Origin of the sequence: Micromonospora sp. HM5-17 (assembly GCF_003762835.1) — a bacterium.
Taxonomy (GTDB): domain Bacteria; phylum Actinomycetota; class Actinomycetes; order Mycobacteriales; family Micromonosporaceae; genus Plantactinospora.
In genome coordinates, this window is the sequence record NZ_RJWA01000002.1 from 325,207 (window position 1) to 342,007 (window position 16,801).

General features: G+C 73.1%; 13 protein-coding genes and 1 pseudogene. 10 read left to right on the forward strand and 4 right to left on the reverse strand.

Going from position 1 to position 16,801, the window contains the following annotated elements; translation table 11 throughout:
• Positions 1-46: 46 nt before the first annotated feature.
• Entirely contained in the window at positions 47-1,834 is a 1,788-nt protein-coding gene (locus EF879_RS06715) for a hypothetical protein (protein WP_123555902.1), read from the forward strand.
• Between the two features lie 242 nt (positions 1,835-2,076).
• Here the strand turns inward: EF879_RS06715 and lexA are convergent, their stop codons facing one another.
• Positions 2,077-2,859: a transcriptional repressor LexA gene (gene lexA, locus EF879_RS06720; protein ID WP_123555904.1), complete on the reverse strand. Its 783-nt coding sequence runs from the start codon at positions 2,857-2,859 to the stop codon at positions 2,077-2,079.
• Positions 2,860-3,101: 242 nt separating this feature from the next.
• On the opposite strand from lexA, the gene EF879_RS06725 reads away from it, so the two are divergent.
• From EF879_RS06725 to EF879_RS06745, 5 genes and pseudogenes are all read left to right on the forward strand, one after another.
• On the forward strand, positions 3,102-3,485 hold the full coding sequence (locus EF879_RS06725) for a LysM peptidoglycan-binding domain-containing protein (protein ID WP_233604276.1): 384 nt from the start codon (positions 3,102-3,104) through the stop codon (positions 3,483-3,485).
• Between the two features lie 204 nt (positions 3,486-3,689).
• Positions 3,690-4,202 (forward strand): transcriptional regulator NrdR, encoded by a 513-nt coding sequence (nrdR, locus tag EF879_RS06730; RefSeq protein WP_123555906.1) that lies wholly within the window; start codon positions 3,690-3,692, stop codon positions 4,200-4,202.
• A 65-nt stretch (positions 4,203-4,267) separates the two neighbouring features.
• The gene (locus EF879_RS06735) at positions 4,268-7,153 is read left to right on the forward strand and encodes a vitamin B12-dependent ribonucleotide reductase (protein WP_123555908.1); all 2,886 of its coding nucleotides are present in this window, start codon (positions 4,268-4,270) and stop codon (positions 7,151-7,153) included.
• A 304-nt stretch (positions 7,154-7,457) separates the two neighbouring features.
• Positions 7,458-7,709: pseudogene (locus EF879_RS06740) on the forward strand (DUF5522 domain-containing protein); the annotation flags it as partial.
• 334 nt (positions 7,710-8,043) lie between these two features.
• Positions 8,044-8,589 (forward strand): hypothetical protein, encoded by a 546-nt coding sequence (locus tag EF879_RS06745; protein ID WP_148086372.1) that lies wholly within the window; start codon positions 8,044-8,046, stop codon positions 8,587-8,589.
• A 154-nt stretch (positions 8,590-8,743) separates the two neighbouring features.
• Here EF879_RS06745 and EF879_RS06750 read toward each other — a convergent pair whose 3' ends face one another.
• Complete coding sequence (locus tag EF879_RS06750) at positions 8,744-9,433, reverse strand: metal-dependent transcriptional regulator (protein ID WP_123555912.1); 690 nt, start codon at positions 9,431-9,433, stop codon at positions 8,744-8,746.
• A 97-nt stretch (positions 9,434-9,530) separates the two neighbouring features.
• Between EF879_RS06750 and EF879_RS06755 the strand changes: the two genes are divergently transcribed.
• Positions 9,531-10,400, forward strand: coding sequence for a sulfurtransferase (locus EF879_RS06755; RefSeq protein WP_123555914.1), 870 nt, complete (start codon positions 9,531-9,533; stop codon positions 10,398-10,400).
• A gap of 197 nt (positions 10,401-10,597) precedes the next feature.
• Positions 10,598-11,779, forward strand: coding sequence for an acetoin utilization protein AcuC (locus EF879_RS06760; protein WP_123555916.1), 1,182 nt, complete (start codon positions 10,598-10,600; stop codon positions 11,777-11,779).
• A 323-nt stretch (positions 11,780-12,102) separates the two neighbouring features.
• Here EF879_RS06760 and EF879_RS06770 read toward each other — a convergent pair whose 3' ends face one another.
• Positions 12,103-13,044 carry a TetR family transcriptional regulator gene (locus EF879_RS06770; RefSeq protein ID WP_158624121.1) on the reverse strand — a complete coding sequence of 314 codons (942 nt, stop codon included), beginning with the start codon at positions 13,042-13,044 and terminating at the stop codon, positions 12,103-12,105.
• A 123-nt stretch (positions 13,045-13,167) separates the two neighbouring features.
• Between EF879_RS06770 and EF879_RS06775 the strand changes: the two genes are divergently transcribed.
• Together EF879_RS06775 and EF879_RS06780 are read left to right on the forward strand one after the other, a co-directional pair.
• On the forward strand, positions 13,168-14,094 hold the full coding sequence (locus EF879_RS06775; RefSeq protein ID WP_123555922.1) for an ABC transporter ATP-binding protein: 927 nt from the start codon (positions 13,168-13,170) through the stop codon (positions 14,092-14,094).
• Positions 14,091-15,719 (forward strand): ABC transporter permease, encoded by a 1,629-nt coding sequence (locus EF879_RS06780; protein WP_123555924.1) that lies wholly within the window; start codon positions 14,091-14,093, stop codon positions 15,717-15,719. The genes EF879_RS06775 and EF879_RS06780 overlap by 4 nt, the downstream gene beginning before the upstream one ends.
• Positions 15,720-15,810: 91 nt before the next feature.
• Here the strand turns inward: EF879_RS06780 and sigB are convergent, their stop codons facing one another.
• A complete protein-coding gene (sigB, locus tag EF879_RS06785; RefSeq protein WP_233604277.1) occupies positions 15,811-16,776 on the reverse strand; it encodes an RNA polymerase sigma factor SigB in 966 nt (321 codons plus the stop codon).
• Positions 16,777-16,801 lie beyond the last annotated feature (25 nt).

A 16,801-nucleotide genomic window follows, 5' to 3' on the forward strand; every position in this document is an offset into this window, starting at 1 on the left:
TCAGCCGCCTCCCCGGATCGGCACCGCCGCATGCGACACTGAGCGAATGCGGCGAATCCTCTCCACGGTGCTGGTCGGCTGCGGCGTGCTCGGGCTGGGTTTTTCCCTGGTCGGGGTCGACCTCGGCGTCGACGCGGTCGCGGCGTACGCCGAGCCGGGCAAGAAGGTCTGTACCATCACCGACGAGCGGATGAGCGAGCTCTCGGGGCTGATCGCCACCTCCGACGGCTACATCGTGATCAATGACGGCAGCGAGGACCCCAGCCGGGAGCGCGTCTTCCTGCTCGACGAGAGGTGCCGGCTCGACACGGCGGTGACGTACGGCGGCAACGGCCCGCTCGATCCGGAGGACCTCGCGATCTCTCCCGACGGCAAGACCGTGTGGATCGCGGACACCGGGGACAACGGGACCGAGCGACGCCCCACGGTGGCGCTGTGGAGCATGCCGGTGAGCGGCTCCAGCCGCCCCGTGATCCACCGGCTCGCCTACCCGGACGAGCAGCGTCGCGACGCCGAGGCGCTGCTGATCGGGGACGACGGCGTTCCGCTGATCATCACGAAGACGACGGGTAAGGCGGAGATCTACCGGCCCGCCGAGGAGCTGAAGAAGAACAACACCGTGGGCGTGCCGCTGGAGAAGGCCGGCGAGTTCTCCCTGCCGAAGTCCACCACCGCCAACCGCTTCGGTCCGGCGGGTCGGCTGACCATCACCGGCGCGGCCCGTTCCCCCGACGGCAAGCGGATCGTGGTCCGGACCTACGCCGACGCGTTCGAGTGGGACGTCCAGGACGGCGACCTGGTCAAGACGCTGACCACCGGCACACCGCGCATGACGCCGCTGGAGGACCCGTTCGGCGAGGCGATCGCCTACAGCGCGGACGGGAAGAGCTTCCTGACGGTCTCCGACGTCGCCTCGCTCGACGAGCCGACCGACGTGACGATCCTGAGCTACACCCCGGCCACGGCGGCGGCCGCCGCCGACGACGAGTCGGAAAAGGACGCGGAGGACTCGGGAGGCTCCTGGACGGACTCGCTGACCCTCGACGACATCACGTACCTGATCGGCGGCGTCGGCGTGCTCGGGGCGCTGCTGGTCGCGCTCGGCGTCTTCGGCATCGTCCGCGCGCGTCGCCGGCCCGATGACGGAACGGGCGCGGGCGGCGGAGACGACGACGATCTCGGTCCGCGGGCGGGCCGCCAGGCGCGGCCGGGCGGGTCCGCGCCGACCGGCCGACAGCCGGGGCACGACGACCGCGATGGCGGGTGGAGCCAGGATTCCGGGGGCAGAGGCTACGGCCAGGGTTACCGATCCGACCGGCCCGCCGACGACCTGGAGCCGGTGGGCCGGCGCAGGTCCGCCGGTGGCGGTGGGGTGTATGGTGGCCGGCCGGCCGGGGGTGGGGTGTACGGCGGTGGGCAGGGTGGCCCGGAGCGGGGCGTACCGCCGGCGGGTCGGCCTCGGCCGGATGGTGCGCCGGTCGCCCGTCCGCGGTCCGGTGGCGGTGGGGTGTATGGTGGCCGGCCGGCCGGGGGCGGGGTGTACGGCGGTGGGCAGGGTGGCCCGGAGCGGGGCGTACCGCCGGCGGGTCGGCCTCGGCCGGATGGTGCGCCGGTCGCCCGTCCGCGGTCCGGTGGCGGAGGGGTCTACGGCGGGCAGCCGGGCGGCGGCGGGGTGTACGGCCGCGGTGCGCAGCCGGCCCGGCGGGGCGGCCGGCCCGGCCCGGACGAGCAGCCCTGGACCGGCTCGGGGCACGACGACCCCGCACCGCGCGCCGGCCAGTACGGCCAGCCCGGCCCGCGGTCCGGTGGTCCCGACAACTACGACTACCGCTGATCGGGTCGAATGATCGGGTCGAAGCGGCGCCGTGTGGGTACGCCGCCGAGTGGCGAGCGGGGCGCCGCCGAGGTGCGGTTGCGTCGGTGGCCGCTACGCCGCCGTCGCGAGGTGAGCCGGGGCCGGGCGGCGCGCGGGCTGCGGCCGGCGGCCGGTCGGTCCCGGTCAGGTCCGCCGAGACACCGACGCCGACCCGCTGGGACGGGTCCGCGTCGGTGGGGACGACGGTGGGTCGGGTGGGGTCAGATGCGCCGCAGGACGGCCACCACGCGGCCCATGATCGTGGCGTTGTCGCCGGGAATGGGGTCGAAGGCGGGGTTCTGGGGCATGAGCCAGACGTGCCCGTCGCGGACGCGGTAGGTCTTGACCGTCGCCTCGCCGTCGAGCATCGCGGCGACGATCTCTCCGGAGTTTGCCGTCGGCTGTTGCCGGACGACCACCCAGTCGCCGTCGCAGATCGCTGCCTCCAGCATCGAGTCGCCCTTGACCTGGAGCATGAAGACCTCGCCCTCGCCGACCAGCTCCCGGGGGAGCGGGAAGACGTCCTCGACGGCCTGCTCGGCGAGGATCGGCCCACCGGCGGCGATCCGGCCGAGCAACGGCACGTATGCCGGGGCGGGGCGGTGCGCCCGGGCGGCCTCGTCGTCGACGATCTCGCTCGGCGGGCGGACGTCCACGGCGCGGGGACGGTGGGGATCGCGGCGCAGGAAGCCCTTCCGCTCCAGCTCCTTGAGCTGGTAGGCGACGCTGGACGGCGAGACCAGCCCGACCGCCTCCCCGATCTCCCGGACGCTCGGCGGGTAGCCGTACCGCTCGACCCAGTTCCGGATGAACTCGAGGATGCGCCGCTGTCGCGCGGTGAGGTCGGCCGTCACCAGGTCGGGGAAGGTGCTCACCACGGGGGTGACGGCGCGCAGGGCCGGCGCGCCGTCCCGGGTCCGGGTCCCGCCCCGCCGAACGGTCCGGCTGCTCGGGGCGGTGCGCTTCTGGGCGTTCGGCCGGCTCGGCCGGTCGTCGGTCGACACGTCGTCCTCCTGGTGGCGGTGCGCCGCCGTGGCGGCTCCTGGTGCGTCGTGGGCACTCGACGCCGCCCGGATGGCGCCGAGCCGGTGTCGATGGTCACGACCGTATAGGTGAGATCACACAGCTTCAAACATCTGTACGACATTCCGTCCGGCGTGTCGTCCCCGGATGCTCGACATCGAACGGGTGTTCTGATAGACCATCGTAGTCCGGCCATTCGAACCTATGTTCGATTTAGGAGGTCATGATGGGTGCGGCAGGGGTTCCGAGGGCGTCCCACGGCGGCCGGCTGCGACTGACCCGCCGGGGTCGGCTGGTCGTGACGATCCTCCTGCTGCTCCTCGTGGCCACGGCCGCGGCGATCCTCTCCCCGGCCTCCCGAGCCGCCGACCCCGGCGCCGGTGCGCCCGCCGATCGGGCCGGCGCGGCCGGCCCGCCGGATGGGTCCGGTGCGGGGGCACCAGAGATCGTCGTCGTCCAGCCGGGGGACAGTCTCTGGTCCGTGGCCGAACGGCACCGCCCCGAGCGGGATCCGGCCGTGGTGGTCGAGGAGCTCCGTCGGCTCAACGGGTTGGGTTCCGCGCCGCTTCAGGTCGGCCAACGGCTGATTCTGCCCATGGTCCGGTAACGGCCGACCCTGTCGGCCGGTTGACAATGTGCGGGCTTCACCACGCCCCGCCAACTTGACCTGGCCCCCTCCTGGGCATACGGTCGACCCCTAGATGTAGTAGTAACAAGGCTGTAAGTTGCCCACAGGTTGGGGTTCAACTACCCATCGCTTCTACGGTTGAGGCAGCGCGGGGACGCCGCGGCGGCGGAAGGAGGGTCGGCGATGCGGTGCCCGTACTGTCGACACCCCGACTCCCGGGTCGTCGACTCCCGGGAGGCCGACGACGGACAGCTGATCCGTCGGCGGCGGGCCTGCCCCGAGTGCGGAAAGCGGTTCACCACCGTCGAGGAGGCCGTTCTGGCGGTGGTCAAGCGGAGTGGCGTCACGGAGCCGTTCAGCCGGACGAAGATTATCGGCGGGGTGCGCAAGGCGTGCCAGGGCCGCCCGGTGGACGACGACGCGATCGCGCTGCTGGCCCAGCGGGTGGAGGAGACGGTCCGGGCCAAGGGCGCGGCAGAGGTGCCGAGCCACGAGGTGGGGCTGGCCATCCTCGGCCCGCTGCGGGAGTTGGACGAGGTCGCCTACCTGCGGTTCGCCAGCGTGTACCGGTCGTTCGAGTCGCTGGACGACTTCGAGCGGGAAATCGAGGCGCTGCGCGCGGCGTCGGCGACCCGCGGCCAGTCGGGGGACAGCCGGGGTCAGGGCGCCGGTGCGGCCGCGGCGCCCACCAGCTAGTACCTGTCAGTTTCGAGATCAAGACGGCGTACGGATCGTCGTGCGCGCGTAAGGGGGCGGATGAGATGTCGGGGGATAGCGTGGCAACAGGGAAGTCCCGGACCCGGGCGGCGAACGGGCTGAAGATCGAGCGGGTCTGGACCACCGAGGGCGTGCACCCGTACGACGAGGTGACCTGGGGGCGCCGGGACGTCGTCATGACGAACTGGCGCGACGGCTCGATCAACTTCGAGCAGCGCGGCGTGGAGTTCCCGGAGTCGTGGAGCGTCAACGCCGCCAACATCGTGACCACGAAGTACTTCCGGGGCGCGGTCGGCACCCCGGAGCGGGAGTGGTCGCTGAAGCAGCTCATCGACCGGGTGGTGAAGACCTACCGGGCGGCGGGGGAGCAGCACGGCTACTTCGCCAGCCCGGCCGACGCCGAGATCTTCGAGCACGAGCTGATCTGGATGCTGCTGCACCAGGTCTTCAGCTTCAACTCGCCGGTCTGGTTCAACGTCGGCACCGCCTCGCCCCAGCAGGTCAGCGCGTGTTTCATCCTCTCCGTCGACGACTCGATGGACTCGATCCTCGACTGGTACAAGGAGGAGGGGCTGATCTTCAAGGGCGGTTCCGGCTCCGGGGTGAACCTCTCCCGGATCCGCTCCTCCAAGGAGCTGCTCTCCAGCGGCGGCACCGCCTCCGGTCCGGTCAGCTTCATGCGCGGCGCGGACGCCAGCGCCGGCACCATCAAGTCCGGCGGCGCGACCCGGCGGGCCGCGAAGATGGTCATCCTGGACGTGGACCACCCGGACATCGAGGAGTTCGTCCTCACCAAGGCCCGGGAGGAGCACAAGATCCGGGCGCTGCGCGACGCCGGCTTCGACATGGACCTCGGCGGCGCCGACATCGTCAGCGTCCAGTACCAGAACGCCAACAACTCGGTCCGGGTCTCCGACGAGTTCATGCGGGCGGTGCAGGAGGGCGGCACGTTCGACCTGCGCGCCCGGCTCGACGGCTCGGTGATCGAGACCGTCGACGCCAAGACCCTGTTCCGGACCATCGCCCAGGCCGCCTGGGAGTGCGCCGACCCGGGCCTCCAGTACGACGACACGATCAACGACTGGCACACCTGCCCGGAGACCGGCCGGATCACCGCGTCGAACCCGTGCTCGGAGTACCTGCACCTGGACAACTCCTCGTGCAACCTGGCGTCGCTGAACCTGATGAAGTTCCTCCGCGCCGACGGCGGCTTCGAGGTGGAGAAGTTCGTCAGGTCGGTCGAGCTGGTCATCACCGCGATGGACATCTCGATCTGCTTCGCCGACTTCCCGACCCAGAAGATCGGCGAGACCACCCGGGCCTACCGGCAGCTCGGCATCGGCTACGCCAACCTCGGCGCGCTGCTGATGGCCTCCGGCCTGCCGTACGACTCCGAGGAGGGCCGGTCGCTCGCCGCCGCCATCACCTCGCTGATGACGGGTACGGCGTACCGCCGCTCCGCGGAGCTGGCCGCCGTGGTCGGCCCGTACGACGGGTACGCCCGCAACGCGGAGCCGCACAAGCGGGTGATGCGCAAGCACGCCGCCGCCAACGACGCGATCCAGCCGGCCGGCCCGGTCGCCGCCGAGATCGTCCGCGAGGCGACGAAGCAGTGGAGCGAGGGCAACCGGATCGGCGAGAAGTCCGGGTGGCGGAACTCGCAGGCGTCGGTGCTGGCCCCGACCGGGACCATCGGGCTGATGATGGACTGCGACACCACCGGAGTCGAGCCCGACCTGGCGCTGGTCAAGTTCAAGAAGCTCGTCGGCGGCGGCTCGATGCAGATCGTCAACCAGACCGTGCCGCGGGCGCTGCGCAGCCTCGGCTACCCGGAGGAGCAGATCGAGGCGATCGTCGAGTACATCGCCGACCACGGCCACGTGGTGGACGCGCCGGGGCTCAAGCCGGAGCACTACCCGGTCTTCGACTGCGCCATGGGCGAGCGGTCGATCGCCCCGATGGGGCACGTCCGGATGATGGCCGCCATCCAGCCGTTCATCTCGGGTGGGATCTCCAAGACGGTCAACATGCCGGAGTCGGCGACCGTCGAGGACGTCGAGCAGATCTACTTCGAGGGCTGGAAGCTCGGCCTCAAGGCGCTGGCGATCTACCGCGACAACTGCAAGGTCGGCCAGCCGCTCTCCGCGGCCAAGAAGGAGGGGGCCAAGAAGGAGAAGGCGGCGGAGTCGGCCGCGGTGGAGCCGGTGGTCGAGAAGGTCGTCGAGTACCGGCCGGTGCGCAAGCGGCTGCCGAAGAAGCGCCCCTCCTCGACCGTGTCCTTCTCGGTCGGCGGGGCGGAGGGCTACCTCACCGCCTCGTCGTACCCGGACGACGGCCTCGGCGAGGTCTTCCTCAAGATGTCGAAGCAGGGCTCGACCCTCGCCGGCGTGATGGACGCCTTCTCGGTGGCCATCTCGATCGGCCTCCAGTACGGGGTGCCGCTGGAGACGTACGTCGCGAAGTTCACCAACATGCGGTTCGAGCCGGCCGGGATGACCGACGACCCGGACATCCGGCTCGCCACCTCGGTGATGGACTACATCTTCCGCCGGCTGGCCCTGGACTTCCTGCCGTACGAGCGGCGGGCGGAGCTGGGCATCTTCACTGCCAAGGAGCGGGCGGCGCAGCTGCGGGCCGAGACGGAGCCGGAGAGCGCGGTGGACCTGGCCGGGATGGCCGCCTCCGCGCCGGTGGCGAAGCCCACGGAGCCCGCCGGGCCGGAGCCGGCCGCGCCGGAGCCGGTGGAGAAGCCGGCCGGGTCGGCGGCGGAGCGGCCCGCGCCGCGGGTCGGTTCCTCCACCGAGCTGATGGAGGCGGTGCTCGGCAAGGCGGCCGACGCCCCGCTCTGCTTCACCTGCGGCACCAAGATGCGTCCGGCCGGCAGCTGCTACGTCTGCGAGGGCTGCGGCTCGACCTCCGGTTGCAGCTGACCCGAGCCGGGTCACCGCCGCGGCCACGCCGAACCGCGCGATGGCGACGCCGGCGGGAGGCCGGCGGGCCGCGATCGTGAGGGCCGCGGCGCCGGCCGGCAGCGGAACGACGGCGACCGCCCGACCCGGTAGGGGTCGGGCGGTCGCTTCGGCGTCTATGCATCCGGCACGGAGAGCGACGAGACGGGGCGGCGGTGGCCGCTCCGAGGGTTCGGGCTTCGCGCCGGATCCCCGCGGCCGGTCCAGCCCCCGCGGCCGGTCCAGGTCTGCCGGTGCACCACCGGCAGCGACTAGGCTCGGGGCGGTGAGGGACGAGAGGACGGAAGGACGCCGACGACCGCTGGCGCCCCGGCCGCTGGACCAACCGCATCCGTCCCGACTGCCTCCGGAGCACCCGGACCGAGAGCGGATCCTGGCGGCGCACTCCGCCGCCCTCGCGGCCGGCGAGGCCGGTTATCCGGACCCGGTGACGGGGCTCTTCGTGCTCACCGCCGGTTTCCTCGCGCGCCGTGGCACCTGCTGCGGCCGGGGCTGCCGGCACTGCCCGTACGTCGACGATCCGCCCCGGTCGGCCGGCGCGCGTGGCGTGACCCCCGCTGGCGCACGCGGCGCAGAGGCGGCCGGCCTGGACCGGTCGCGCTCGGCCGGCCCGGACGGCGGTCGATCGGTCCCGGACGGCACTGGCGCGGCCGCCGGCCCACGCGACGCGGCGTCGCCGGTCGGACCGGCCGTCGTCTCCGGACGCTCCGGGGCGCCGTCAGCGGGGTGTGGCTGACTGTCTCGGCAGTCTCCTCCCACTCCGGCGGGTGAGTTTCCGTCGACCGGGTCGAGGCCGTACGGTGTCCGACGGGTTCCCGGCCGACGTGGCCGGGCCGGACGGAAGGTGGGAGATGCGCGGGCGACTCTGCCTGATCGGTGCCGGACTGCTGCTGCTCTCCGCGTGCGGTGACGACTCCCCACCGCCCCAGGCGATCCCGGCGCCGGAGGTGGTACGGCTGCCCGCGGCCTCTGCCGGTGGCGCCTGCCAGCTCCTGGACTATCCGGTGATTGAGGAGGCCATCGGCGTACGGTTCGAGGTCTCGGCGGCGAGCCGGTACGGCAAGACCGACACCTGCGTCGTCCGGGGCGAGGCCGCCGACGGGCCCGAACTCGCGCTCGCGGTGAGTCCGACCACCGCCGACAGCGGCATCTTCGCCGACGAGGTGGTGCCGCGGGGCGGCACGTCCGTCAAGGGGCTCGGCAAGGCGGCGTACCGGGCGACCACGAAGGCGGCCAAGGGCTCGGGGCCCGGTGTGGAGGTGGGCTGGCTCACCGGCAACGGCCGCCTGGTGAACCTGCGCTACACCTTCCCCGAGGGGGACGAGCCGGTGGACCTGGACGAGTTCGCGGGCAAGCTGGTCACCCTGGCGAAGAAGATCGACATCAGCAGCCTCTGAACCGGGGGCACGAGGCCGCAGACCGTCGCCCGCGTACCCCGGGTGGCCGGCACCGGCCCGCCACCCGGGGTACGCCGACTCCGCGTACGCCGCCGAGGATCGTCCCGGCTCCGCGGATCGGCGCAGGGAGACCCGGCGCGCGGCGACGAAGACCTCAGCGCGCGGCGACGAAGACCCGGGACGCGACCTCGCGCGGAAGCCGGATCTTGTCGCCGGAGCGGTCGATGGTCACACCGTCCCGCTCCTGGGCGACGGTGACCGTGGCGCCCGGGTCGACGCCCGCCGCGTGCAGTTGGCGCAGCACGTCCGCGTCGGTCTGGACACTCTCGCAGATCCGCCGGACGACGACCTGGCCGCTCAGGCCGGGGAACGCGAGGTTCCGTTCGCCCTCGACCGGCGCCTCGGAGGTCGGCACGTCGGAGTTGGAGACCAGCGCCTCCAGCCCGGGGATCGGGTTGCCGTACGGCGACCGGGTGGGGCGGTTGAGCAGCTCGTAGACCCGCTTCTCCACCTCGTCGCTCATCACGTGCTCCCACCGGCAGGCCTCCTCGTGGGCCTCCTCGTAGGGCATCCCGATCACGTTGACGAGCAGCAGCTCGGCGAGCCGGTGCTTCCGCATGACGGCGATCGCGAGCGTCCGCCCGAGCTCGGTGAGGCGTAGGTGGCGGTCGTCCTCGATGGTCAGCAGTCCGTCGCGCTCCATCCGGGCGACGGTCTGGCTGACGGTTGGACCACTCTGCCGCAGGCGCTCGGCGATCCGGGCACGCAGCGGCGGCACCCCCTCCTCCTCCAGTTCGAGGATGGTGCGCAGGTACATCTCGGTGGTGTCGACAAGGTGGTTCACGGTAGTGGCCCTCCGACAACCGATGGTACCCCGGCGTACCGATATTCAGCGTCGCCGAACCGCGCGCTTGCGACCCCGATGGTGTTGACTGGACGCCGTGTCCGGAACAGCCGATCTTCTCGTGGACCCGACCCAGCTCGCCGCGGAGTTGACCTCCGCCGACGCACCCACCCTGCTGGACGTACGGTGGCGGCTCGTCGGGCCGCCCGGCCGGGCCGACTACCTCGCCGGCCACCTCCCTGGCGCGGTCTTCCTCGACCTGGACGCCGACCTGTGCGGGCCGCCGGGCGCCGGCGGGCGGCACCCGCTGCCCGACCCGGCCGCGCTCCAGCGCGCGCTGCGCGCCGCCGGGGTCCGGGCCGACCGGCCGGTGGTCACCTACGACGGGGGCGACGGGATGGCCGCGGCCCGGGCGTGGTGGACCCTGCGGTGGGCCGGTCACCGGCACGTCCGGGTGCTGGACGGCGGCTACCCGGCGTGGACCGCCGCCGGACTGCCGGTGACGACGGAATCCCCGGCGCCGCCGGCGGGCGACATCACGGTACGCCCCGGCGGGATGCCGACGCTGGACGCCGAGACGGCGGCGGCCCGGGCGGTCGCCGGCGTGCTCCTCGACGTCCGGACCGCACCCCGGTACCGCGGTGAGACGGAGCCGATCGACCCGGTCGCCGGCCACATTCCGGGCGCGGTCAACCTGCCGGCCGCCGAGTACGTCGACGGGGACGGTCGGCTGGCGCCCCCCGAGGTGCTGCGGGCCCGGTTCGCCGAGGTCGGGGTGCGGCCCGGGGTGCCGGTCGGGGCGTACTGCGGGTCCGGGGTGACCGCGGCCCAGGCGGTGCTGGCGCTGCACGTCGCCGGCTACCCCGACGCCGCTCTCTACGTCGGCTCCTGGAGCGAGTGGATAACCGATCCCCGTCGCCCGGTGGCGACCGGCGACGGTGCACCCAGTCCTCGTTCGGGGCGCTGAGTGAGCACGGCGCGGCCCGGTCGCGCGGGACCGCGCCGGAGGGCTCCGGTTCCCGGAGGGTGAGTCCGGCTCCGGGGTGGGGTGGTGAGCCGGGTGCTGGTCGTCCGGTGCCCCACCGGGACGGCAGGCCGGATCTCCGCGGCGCTTCGGTCCCGCGCTCGCCGCCGACGGACCGTCGGCATGCGACGATGGGCGCCATGTCGGATGGCACGGTGGTGATCTGGGACGAGCGGCTGCTCACGTACGACCTGGGCGATCACCCGCTGGACCCGGTCCGGGTGGAGCTGACCCTCGCGCTCGCCCGCGAACTGGGCATCCTCGACCGTCCCGGTGTCCGGGTGGTGCCGCCGACCCCGGCCGACGACAGCGCGTTGGCCCGGGTGCACCGGCCGGACTATCTCGACGCGGTGCGGGCGGCCCCGCACGACCCGCTCTTCTCCGGGTACGGCCTCGGCACCTCGGACAATCCCATCTTCGAGGGGATGCACGAGGCCAGCGCCCTCGTCGCCGGGGCCAGCCTGGCGGCGGCCGAGGCGGTCTGGCGGGGCGAGGCCCGGCGGGCGGTCAACATCGCCGGTGGACTGCACCACGCCATGCCGAGCCGCGCGGCCGGCTTCTGCGTCTACAACGACCCGGCCGTGGCGATCGCCCGGCTGCTCGACCTCGGCGCGGAGCGGGTGGCCTACGTCGACGTCGACGTCCACCACGGCGACGGCGTCCAGCAGATGTTCTACGGGGATCCGCGCGTGCTGACCATCAGCCTTCACGAGACGCCGCTGGCGCTCTTCCCCGGCACGGGGTTCTCCGACGAGATCGGCGGAGCCGGTGCCGAGGGCAGCGCGGCGAACCTCCCCCTGCCACCGGGCACCGGCGACGCCGGGTGGTTGCGGGCCTTCCATGCCGTCGTCCCGCCGCTGCTCCGGGCGTTCCGGCCGCAGATCCTGGTTACCCAGTGTGGCGCCGACAGCCACCGTCTCGATCCCCTCGCCGACCTGCGGTTGAGTGTGGACGGGCAGCGGGCCAGCTACCTCGCGCTGCGGGCGCTCGCAGACGAGCTCTGTGACGGCCGCTGGGTGGCCACCGGTGGGGGCGGTTACGCGCTGGTCGAGGTGGTGCCCCGGGCCTGGAGTCACCTGTTGGCCGTGGCCACCGGCGAACCCGTCGACCCGGACACGCCGACCCCACCGGCCTGGCGGTCGCTGGCCCGGGCTCGGCGGCCCGAACGCGAGGTGCCGCCACGGATGACCGACGACGCCGACGTGTCGTACGAGCCGTGGCAGCCGAGCGGCGAGCCGGACGCGGTGGACCGGGCGATCCTGGCCACCCGCAGGGCGGTCTTCCCGCTGTACGGCCTCGACCCGCAGGATCCGGCGGCCTGAACCCTGGCGTTCACGGGGACGCCGGGGCCGCTGGCGCGCCGCGACCCCACCCCGCGGTCCGGGCGACGGTGGCGGACGACCCCGGCGACCGTCCGGCCCCGGTGGTGAACGGAACGACCGCCGGACCTCGTTGCTGGTCTCCCGAGCCGCCAGGGCGGACGACCAGCACCATCCCGAGCGCCGTGCCGGTGCCCCGGGGCACGCCCGGAGCCGACGTACCGTGCCGTTCCGCGTCGACGCCATCACCGCCGCGGAGGCCGGCACTCGCACCCGAACCCGCACCCGAAGGCCGTGACCGGCGCCTTGTCGTCTCAAAATAGTCTCTAATTTGTTTCAAAATCTGTCTCAAAAATGGCGTCGGTGGACCGGTCCGTCGGTTTCAGGTGCCGGTACACCGTCGCTCGGGAGACGCCCAGCCGGGCCGCGATCTGCTCCACCGTGTGCGAGCCGGTGGCGTGCAGGGCCCGGGCCGTCCGAATCTGCTCGCCGCTCATCGCCCGGGGGCGGCCGACGCCACGCCGCCGGCCGCGGGTACCCCGCTCGGACGCCGTGGCCGGCGGGGCGCCGGCCGGCGCGAGCCGCTGGCCGGCGGCGGTCTCGTCCGGCCCATCCGGCCCGGCGACCTTGTCCGACCCGGTGCGTCGCTCGTCCCGGCCCGCCGCGAGCGGTGGCCGCGACCGGGGTGGCAGCTCCCCGTCGATGCCCGCCACCCCGTCCGGCGGTGCCTCACCCAGCAGCCGGGCCACCCCGTCGAGCAGCTCCACCCGTAGCTCCTCCACCGGAACGTCGGCGAAGAAGACGATCGGATCGCCCAGCATCGCGGTGGCCTGGACCGCGCGGATCTGTTCGATCCGGGTCGCCCCGGGGCCGGCGACGAGGTTGTACGCGTCCCGGGCGATCCGCATCATCCGGGTCAGGGTGCTGCCGTGACGGATCACGGAGAGGTCGTTGAAGACCATCCCGAGCGGGCGGCGGTGGGTGAGCAGGGTGTCGAGCCAGCCCTCCAGGGCCGCCCAGCGGGCCGCCGGCCAGGGCAGCCGGGCCGCCCGGGCCACGGCGGCCTCCAGGTCGGAGAGCAGCGGCTCGATCAGCGCCAGCAGCAGGTCCTCCTTGCTCGGAAAGTGGTAGAGGATGGCGGCCTTGGTGAGCCCGAGCTGATCGGCGATCGCCCGTAGCGAGGTGCGCTGGTAGCCGTGCGCGGCGAAGAGGTCGAGGGCGGTCTGCAGGATCCGCCCCCGGGTGTCCGGAGCGGTCGGTCGGTCCATTCCCGCAGCGTACCGGCTCCTGACCGGCGATAAGATCGCTGCTCGCGCAGCCCCTACCATCGGTCAGTACACTCGAGGCGAGACGCGCGGAGATGTCGCGCTCGACTCACGTAAGGGGGTGCCATGACGGCGATCTCGGTGGCCGGCCTGGTGAAGACCTTCGGAACCACCCGCGCGCTGGACGGGCTCGACCTGACCGTCCGGGCCGGCGAGGTGCACGGGTTCCTCGGTCCCAACGGGGCGGGCAAGTCCACCACGATCCGGATCATGCTCGGGCTGCTGCGCCGGGACGGGGGCCGGGTCACCGTACTCGGCGGTGACCCGTGGCGGGACGCGGTGTCGTTGCACCGCCGTCTCGCGTACGTGCCGGGGGACGTCAATCTCTGGCCGAACCTCTCCGGCGGGGAGGCGATCGACCTCTTCGGCGCCCTGCGCGGTGGGCTCGACCGGAGACGCCGCGACGAACTGCTGGAACGCTTCGACCTCGACCCGACCAAGAAGTGCCGCACCTACTCCAAGGGCAACCGGCAGAAGGTGGCCCTCGTCGCCGCCTTCGCCTCCGACGTGGAGCTGTACATCCTCGACGAGCCGACCTCGGGCCTGGACCCGCTGATGGAGGCGGTCTTCCAGGACCACGTCCGGCAGCTGCGGGACGCCGGACGGACGGTGCTGCTGTCCAGCCACGTGATGGCCGAGGTCGAGGCGCTCTGCGACCGGGTCAGCATCATCCGCTCCGGCCGGACGGTCGAGTCGGGCACCCTCGCGGAGCTGCGCCACCTGACCCGGACACCGATGACGGTCGAGACCGAGCGGCCGGTCGACGGGCTCGCCGACCTGCCCGGGGTGTACGCGGTGAGCGTCGAGGGGACGACCACCCGGTTCGAGGTGGAGTCCGGCACGCTCGATCCGGTGCTGCGGCACCTCACGGAGTTCGGCGTACGGTCGCTGACCAGCACCCCGCCGACGCTGGAGGAGCTGTTCCTGCGGCACTACGGGGACGACCTCACGACCTCCGAGGCGGCACGGCCGGTGGCGGCGGGTGTCCGATGAACGGCTTCACCGGCACGCTTCGACTGACCCGGCTCGCCATTCGTCGGGACCGGGTGAAACTCCTGGTCTGGGCGGTGGCCGTGCCGGGCATCGGGGCCACCATCATGCAGAGCGTGGCCGGCCTGTACCCGACCGAACAGGACCGGATCAGCTACGCCATCACCAGCGCCGCCAGCGTGGTTGCCCGGGCCTTCAACGGGCCCGCCTCCGGGCCGAGCCTGGGCGCGGTGGTCACCGCCGAGACGTACACCAGCCTGGCCGTGCTCGCCGCCCTGTTGAGTACCTTCGCCGTGGTCCGGCACACCCGGCAGAACGAGGAGACCGGGCGGTCCGAACTGCTCGGGTCGGCGGTGGTCGGCCGGCACGCCCCGCTGAGCGCGGCGCTGCTGGCGACGGCGGGGGCGAACCTGGTCAGCGGGGTGCTGTTGGCCCTGGTGTTCGTCGGCGGCGACCTGCCGTTGTCCGGCTCCGTCGCGTTCGCCGCCGCGATCGCCGGCATCGGCATCTCGTTCGCCGCGATCGCCGCGGTGGCCGCGCAGATCTCGGGTACGTCACGCGGGGCCAACGGCATCGCCGCCGCCTCGGTCGGGGCCGCCTTCCTGCTCCGCGCCGCCGGCTACGCCTGGGGCGACGTGTCGGCGGACGGTCTCCGGGTGATCAGTGCCTGGCCCTCCTGGCTCTCGCCGCTGGGCTGGGCCAACCAGGTCCGGCCGTTCGACGGGAACCGGTGGTGGGTCTTCGCCCTGACCGCCGGCTTCTCGGCGGCCGCCGTCGGCGTGGCGTTCCTGCTCACCACGCGCCGGGATCTCGGCAGCGGCCTGCTGGCGGTCCGGCGCGGCCCGGCGACGGCGGCCCCCGGTCTGCTCAGCCCGCTCGGTCTGGCCTGGCGACTCCAGCGGGGTGTGCTGCTCGGCTGGGCGATCGGGATCGCGGTGATGGGGCTGGCGATGGGTTCGGTCGGCAACGAGATGGAGAGCTTCGTCGGGGAGAGCGCGCAGGCGGCCGAGCTGATCGTCCAGCTCGGCGGTACCGACCAGCTGGTCGACGCGTTCCTGGGTGTGGTGATGGCGATGTTCGCCCTGGCTGTGGCGGGCTACGCCACCCAGGCGGTGCTCCGGCTGCGTGGCGAGGAGGCGCTCGGGACGCTGGAAGGGCTCCTCGCCACCGTGGTGAGCCGGCCCCGCTGGCTCCTCGGGCACCTGCTCTGCGCCGGGCTCGGCACCGTGGGTCTGCTCGCCCTCGCCGGGGCCAGCACCGGGCTGGGCTACGGGCTGGTGGCCGGGGACATCGGGCACGAGCTCGGTCGGATGACCGTTGCCGGGCTGGTGCAGGCGCCGGGAGCGCTGGTCCTGGCCGGGTTGGTGGTCGTGTTCTTCGGGCTGCTGCCCCGGTGGTCGGTGGCGCTCGCCTGGTCGGCCCTGCTGCTCTGCGTCCTGCTGGGACAGCTCGGCGCGCTGTTGGACCTGCCGCAGCCGGTGCTGAACATCTCGCCGTTCACCCACCTGCCGGCGGTGCCGGCCGCCGACCCCACCGTCACGCCGTTGGTGGTGCTGTCGCTCGTCGCCGTGGCGCTGGCCGGGGCGGGGCTGGCGCTGTTCCGCCGGCGCGACCTGGCGCTCGGCTGAGCCGGTCACCCGCCGGGCCGCCGGGCGGTCTCGCCCGTACACCGCGGGTCCCGGCCACCGTCACTGTGGGCCGGGACCCGCGGCGACCACGTCAGCTCGCGTACGCCTCGAGGCGCTCCGCGCGGGACGGGTGGCGCAGCTTGTGCAGCGTCACCTTCTCGATCTGGCGGATCCGCTCCCGGGAGAGGCCGAACTCCCGTCCCACCTCGTCGAGGGTGCGCTGCCGACCGTCGTCGAGGCCGAAGCGGAGCCGGATCACCGCCTGCTCCCGCTGCGAGAGGGTGGAGAGGACGATCTCCACCTCGTTGCGGAGCATGCCCTGGGAGACGGAGTCGCCGGGCTCCTCCCGCGGGTCGACCGCGGCGACGAAGTCGCCGAGCGCGCTCTCCCCGTCCTCGCCGACCGCCTGGTCCAGGCTGACCGGCTCGCGGTCGTACGAGATCAGCTCGATCACCTGGAACTCCGGTACGCCGAGCGCGGCGGCGACCTCCGCGACGGTCGGCTCCCGGCCCAGCGTGGTGGCGAGGTCGCGGCGGGTCCGGACCATCCGGTTGACCTGCTCGACCATGTGCACCGGGATGCGGATGGTGCGGGCCTGGTCGGCCATGGCCCGGGTGATGGCCTGGCGGATCCACCAGGTGGCGTAGGTGGAGAACTTGTAGCCCTTGGTGTAGTCGAACTTCTCGACCGCCCGGATCAGGCCGAGGTTGCCCTCCTGGATCAGGTCGAGGAAGGCCATACCCCGCCCGGTGTAACGCTTGGCGATGCTGACTACCAGACGCAGGTTCGCCTCGAGGAGGTGGTTCTTCGCGGCCCGGCCCTGCGCGGCGACCGTCTCCAGGTCGGCGCGGAGTTCGGGCGAGAGGCGGGCGGTGCCCGCGGGCGCCTCGGCGTCGGCGGCCAGCTTCTCCTCGGCGTACAACCCCGCCTCGATCCGCTTGGCCAGCTCCACCTCCTCGACGGCGGTGAGCAGCTTGGTCCGGCCGATCCCGTTGAGGTAGGCCCGGACGAGGTCGGCCGAGGCGCCCCGTTCGTCGGCGGCGTCGAGGTCGACCATGGTCTGGTCAGTCGCACCCGCGCGG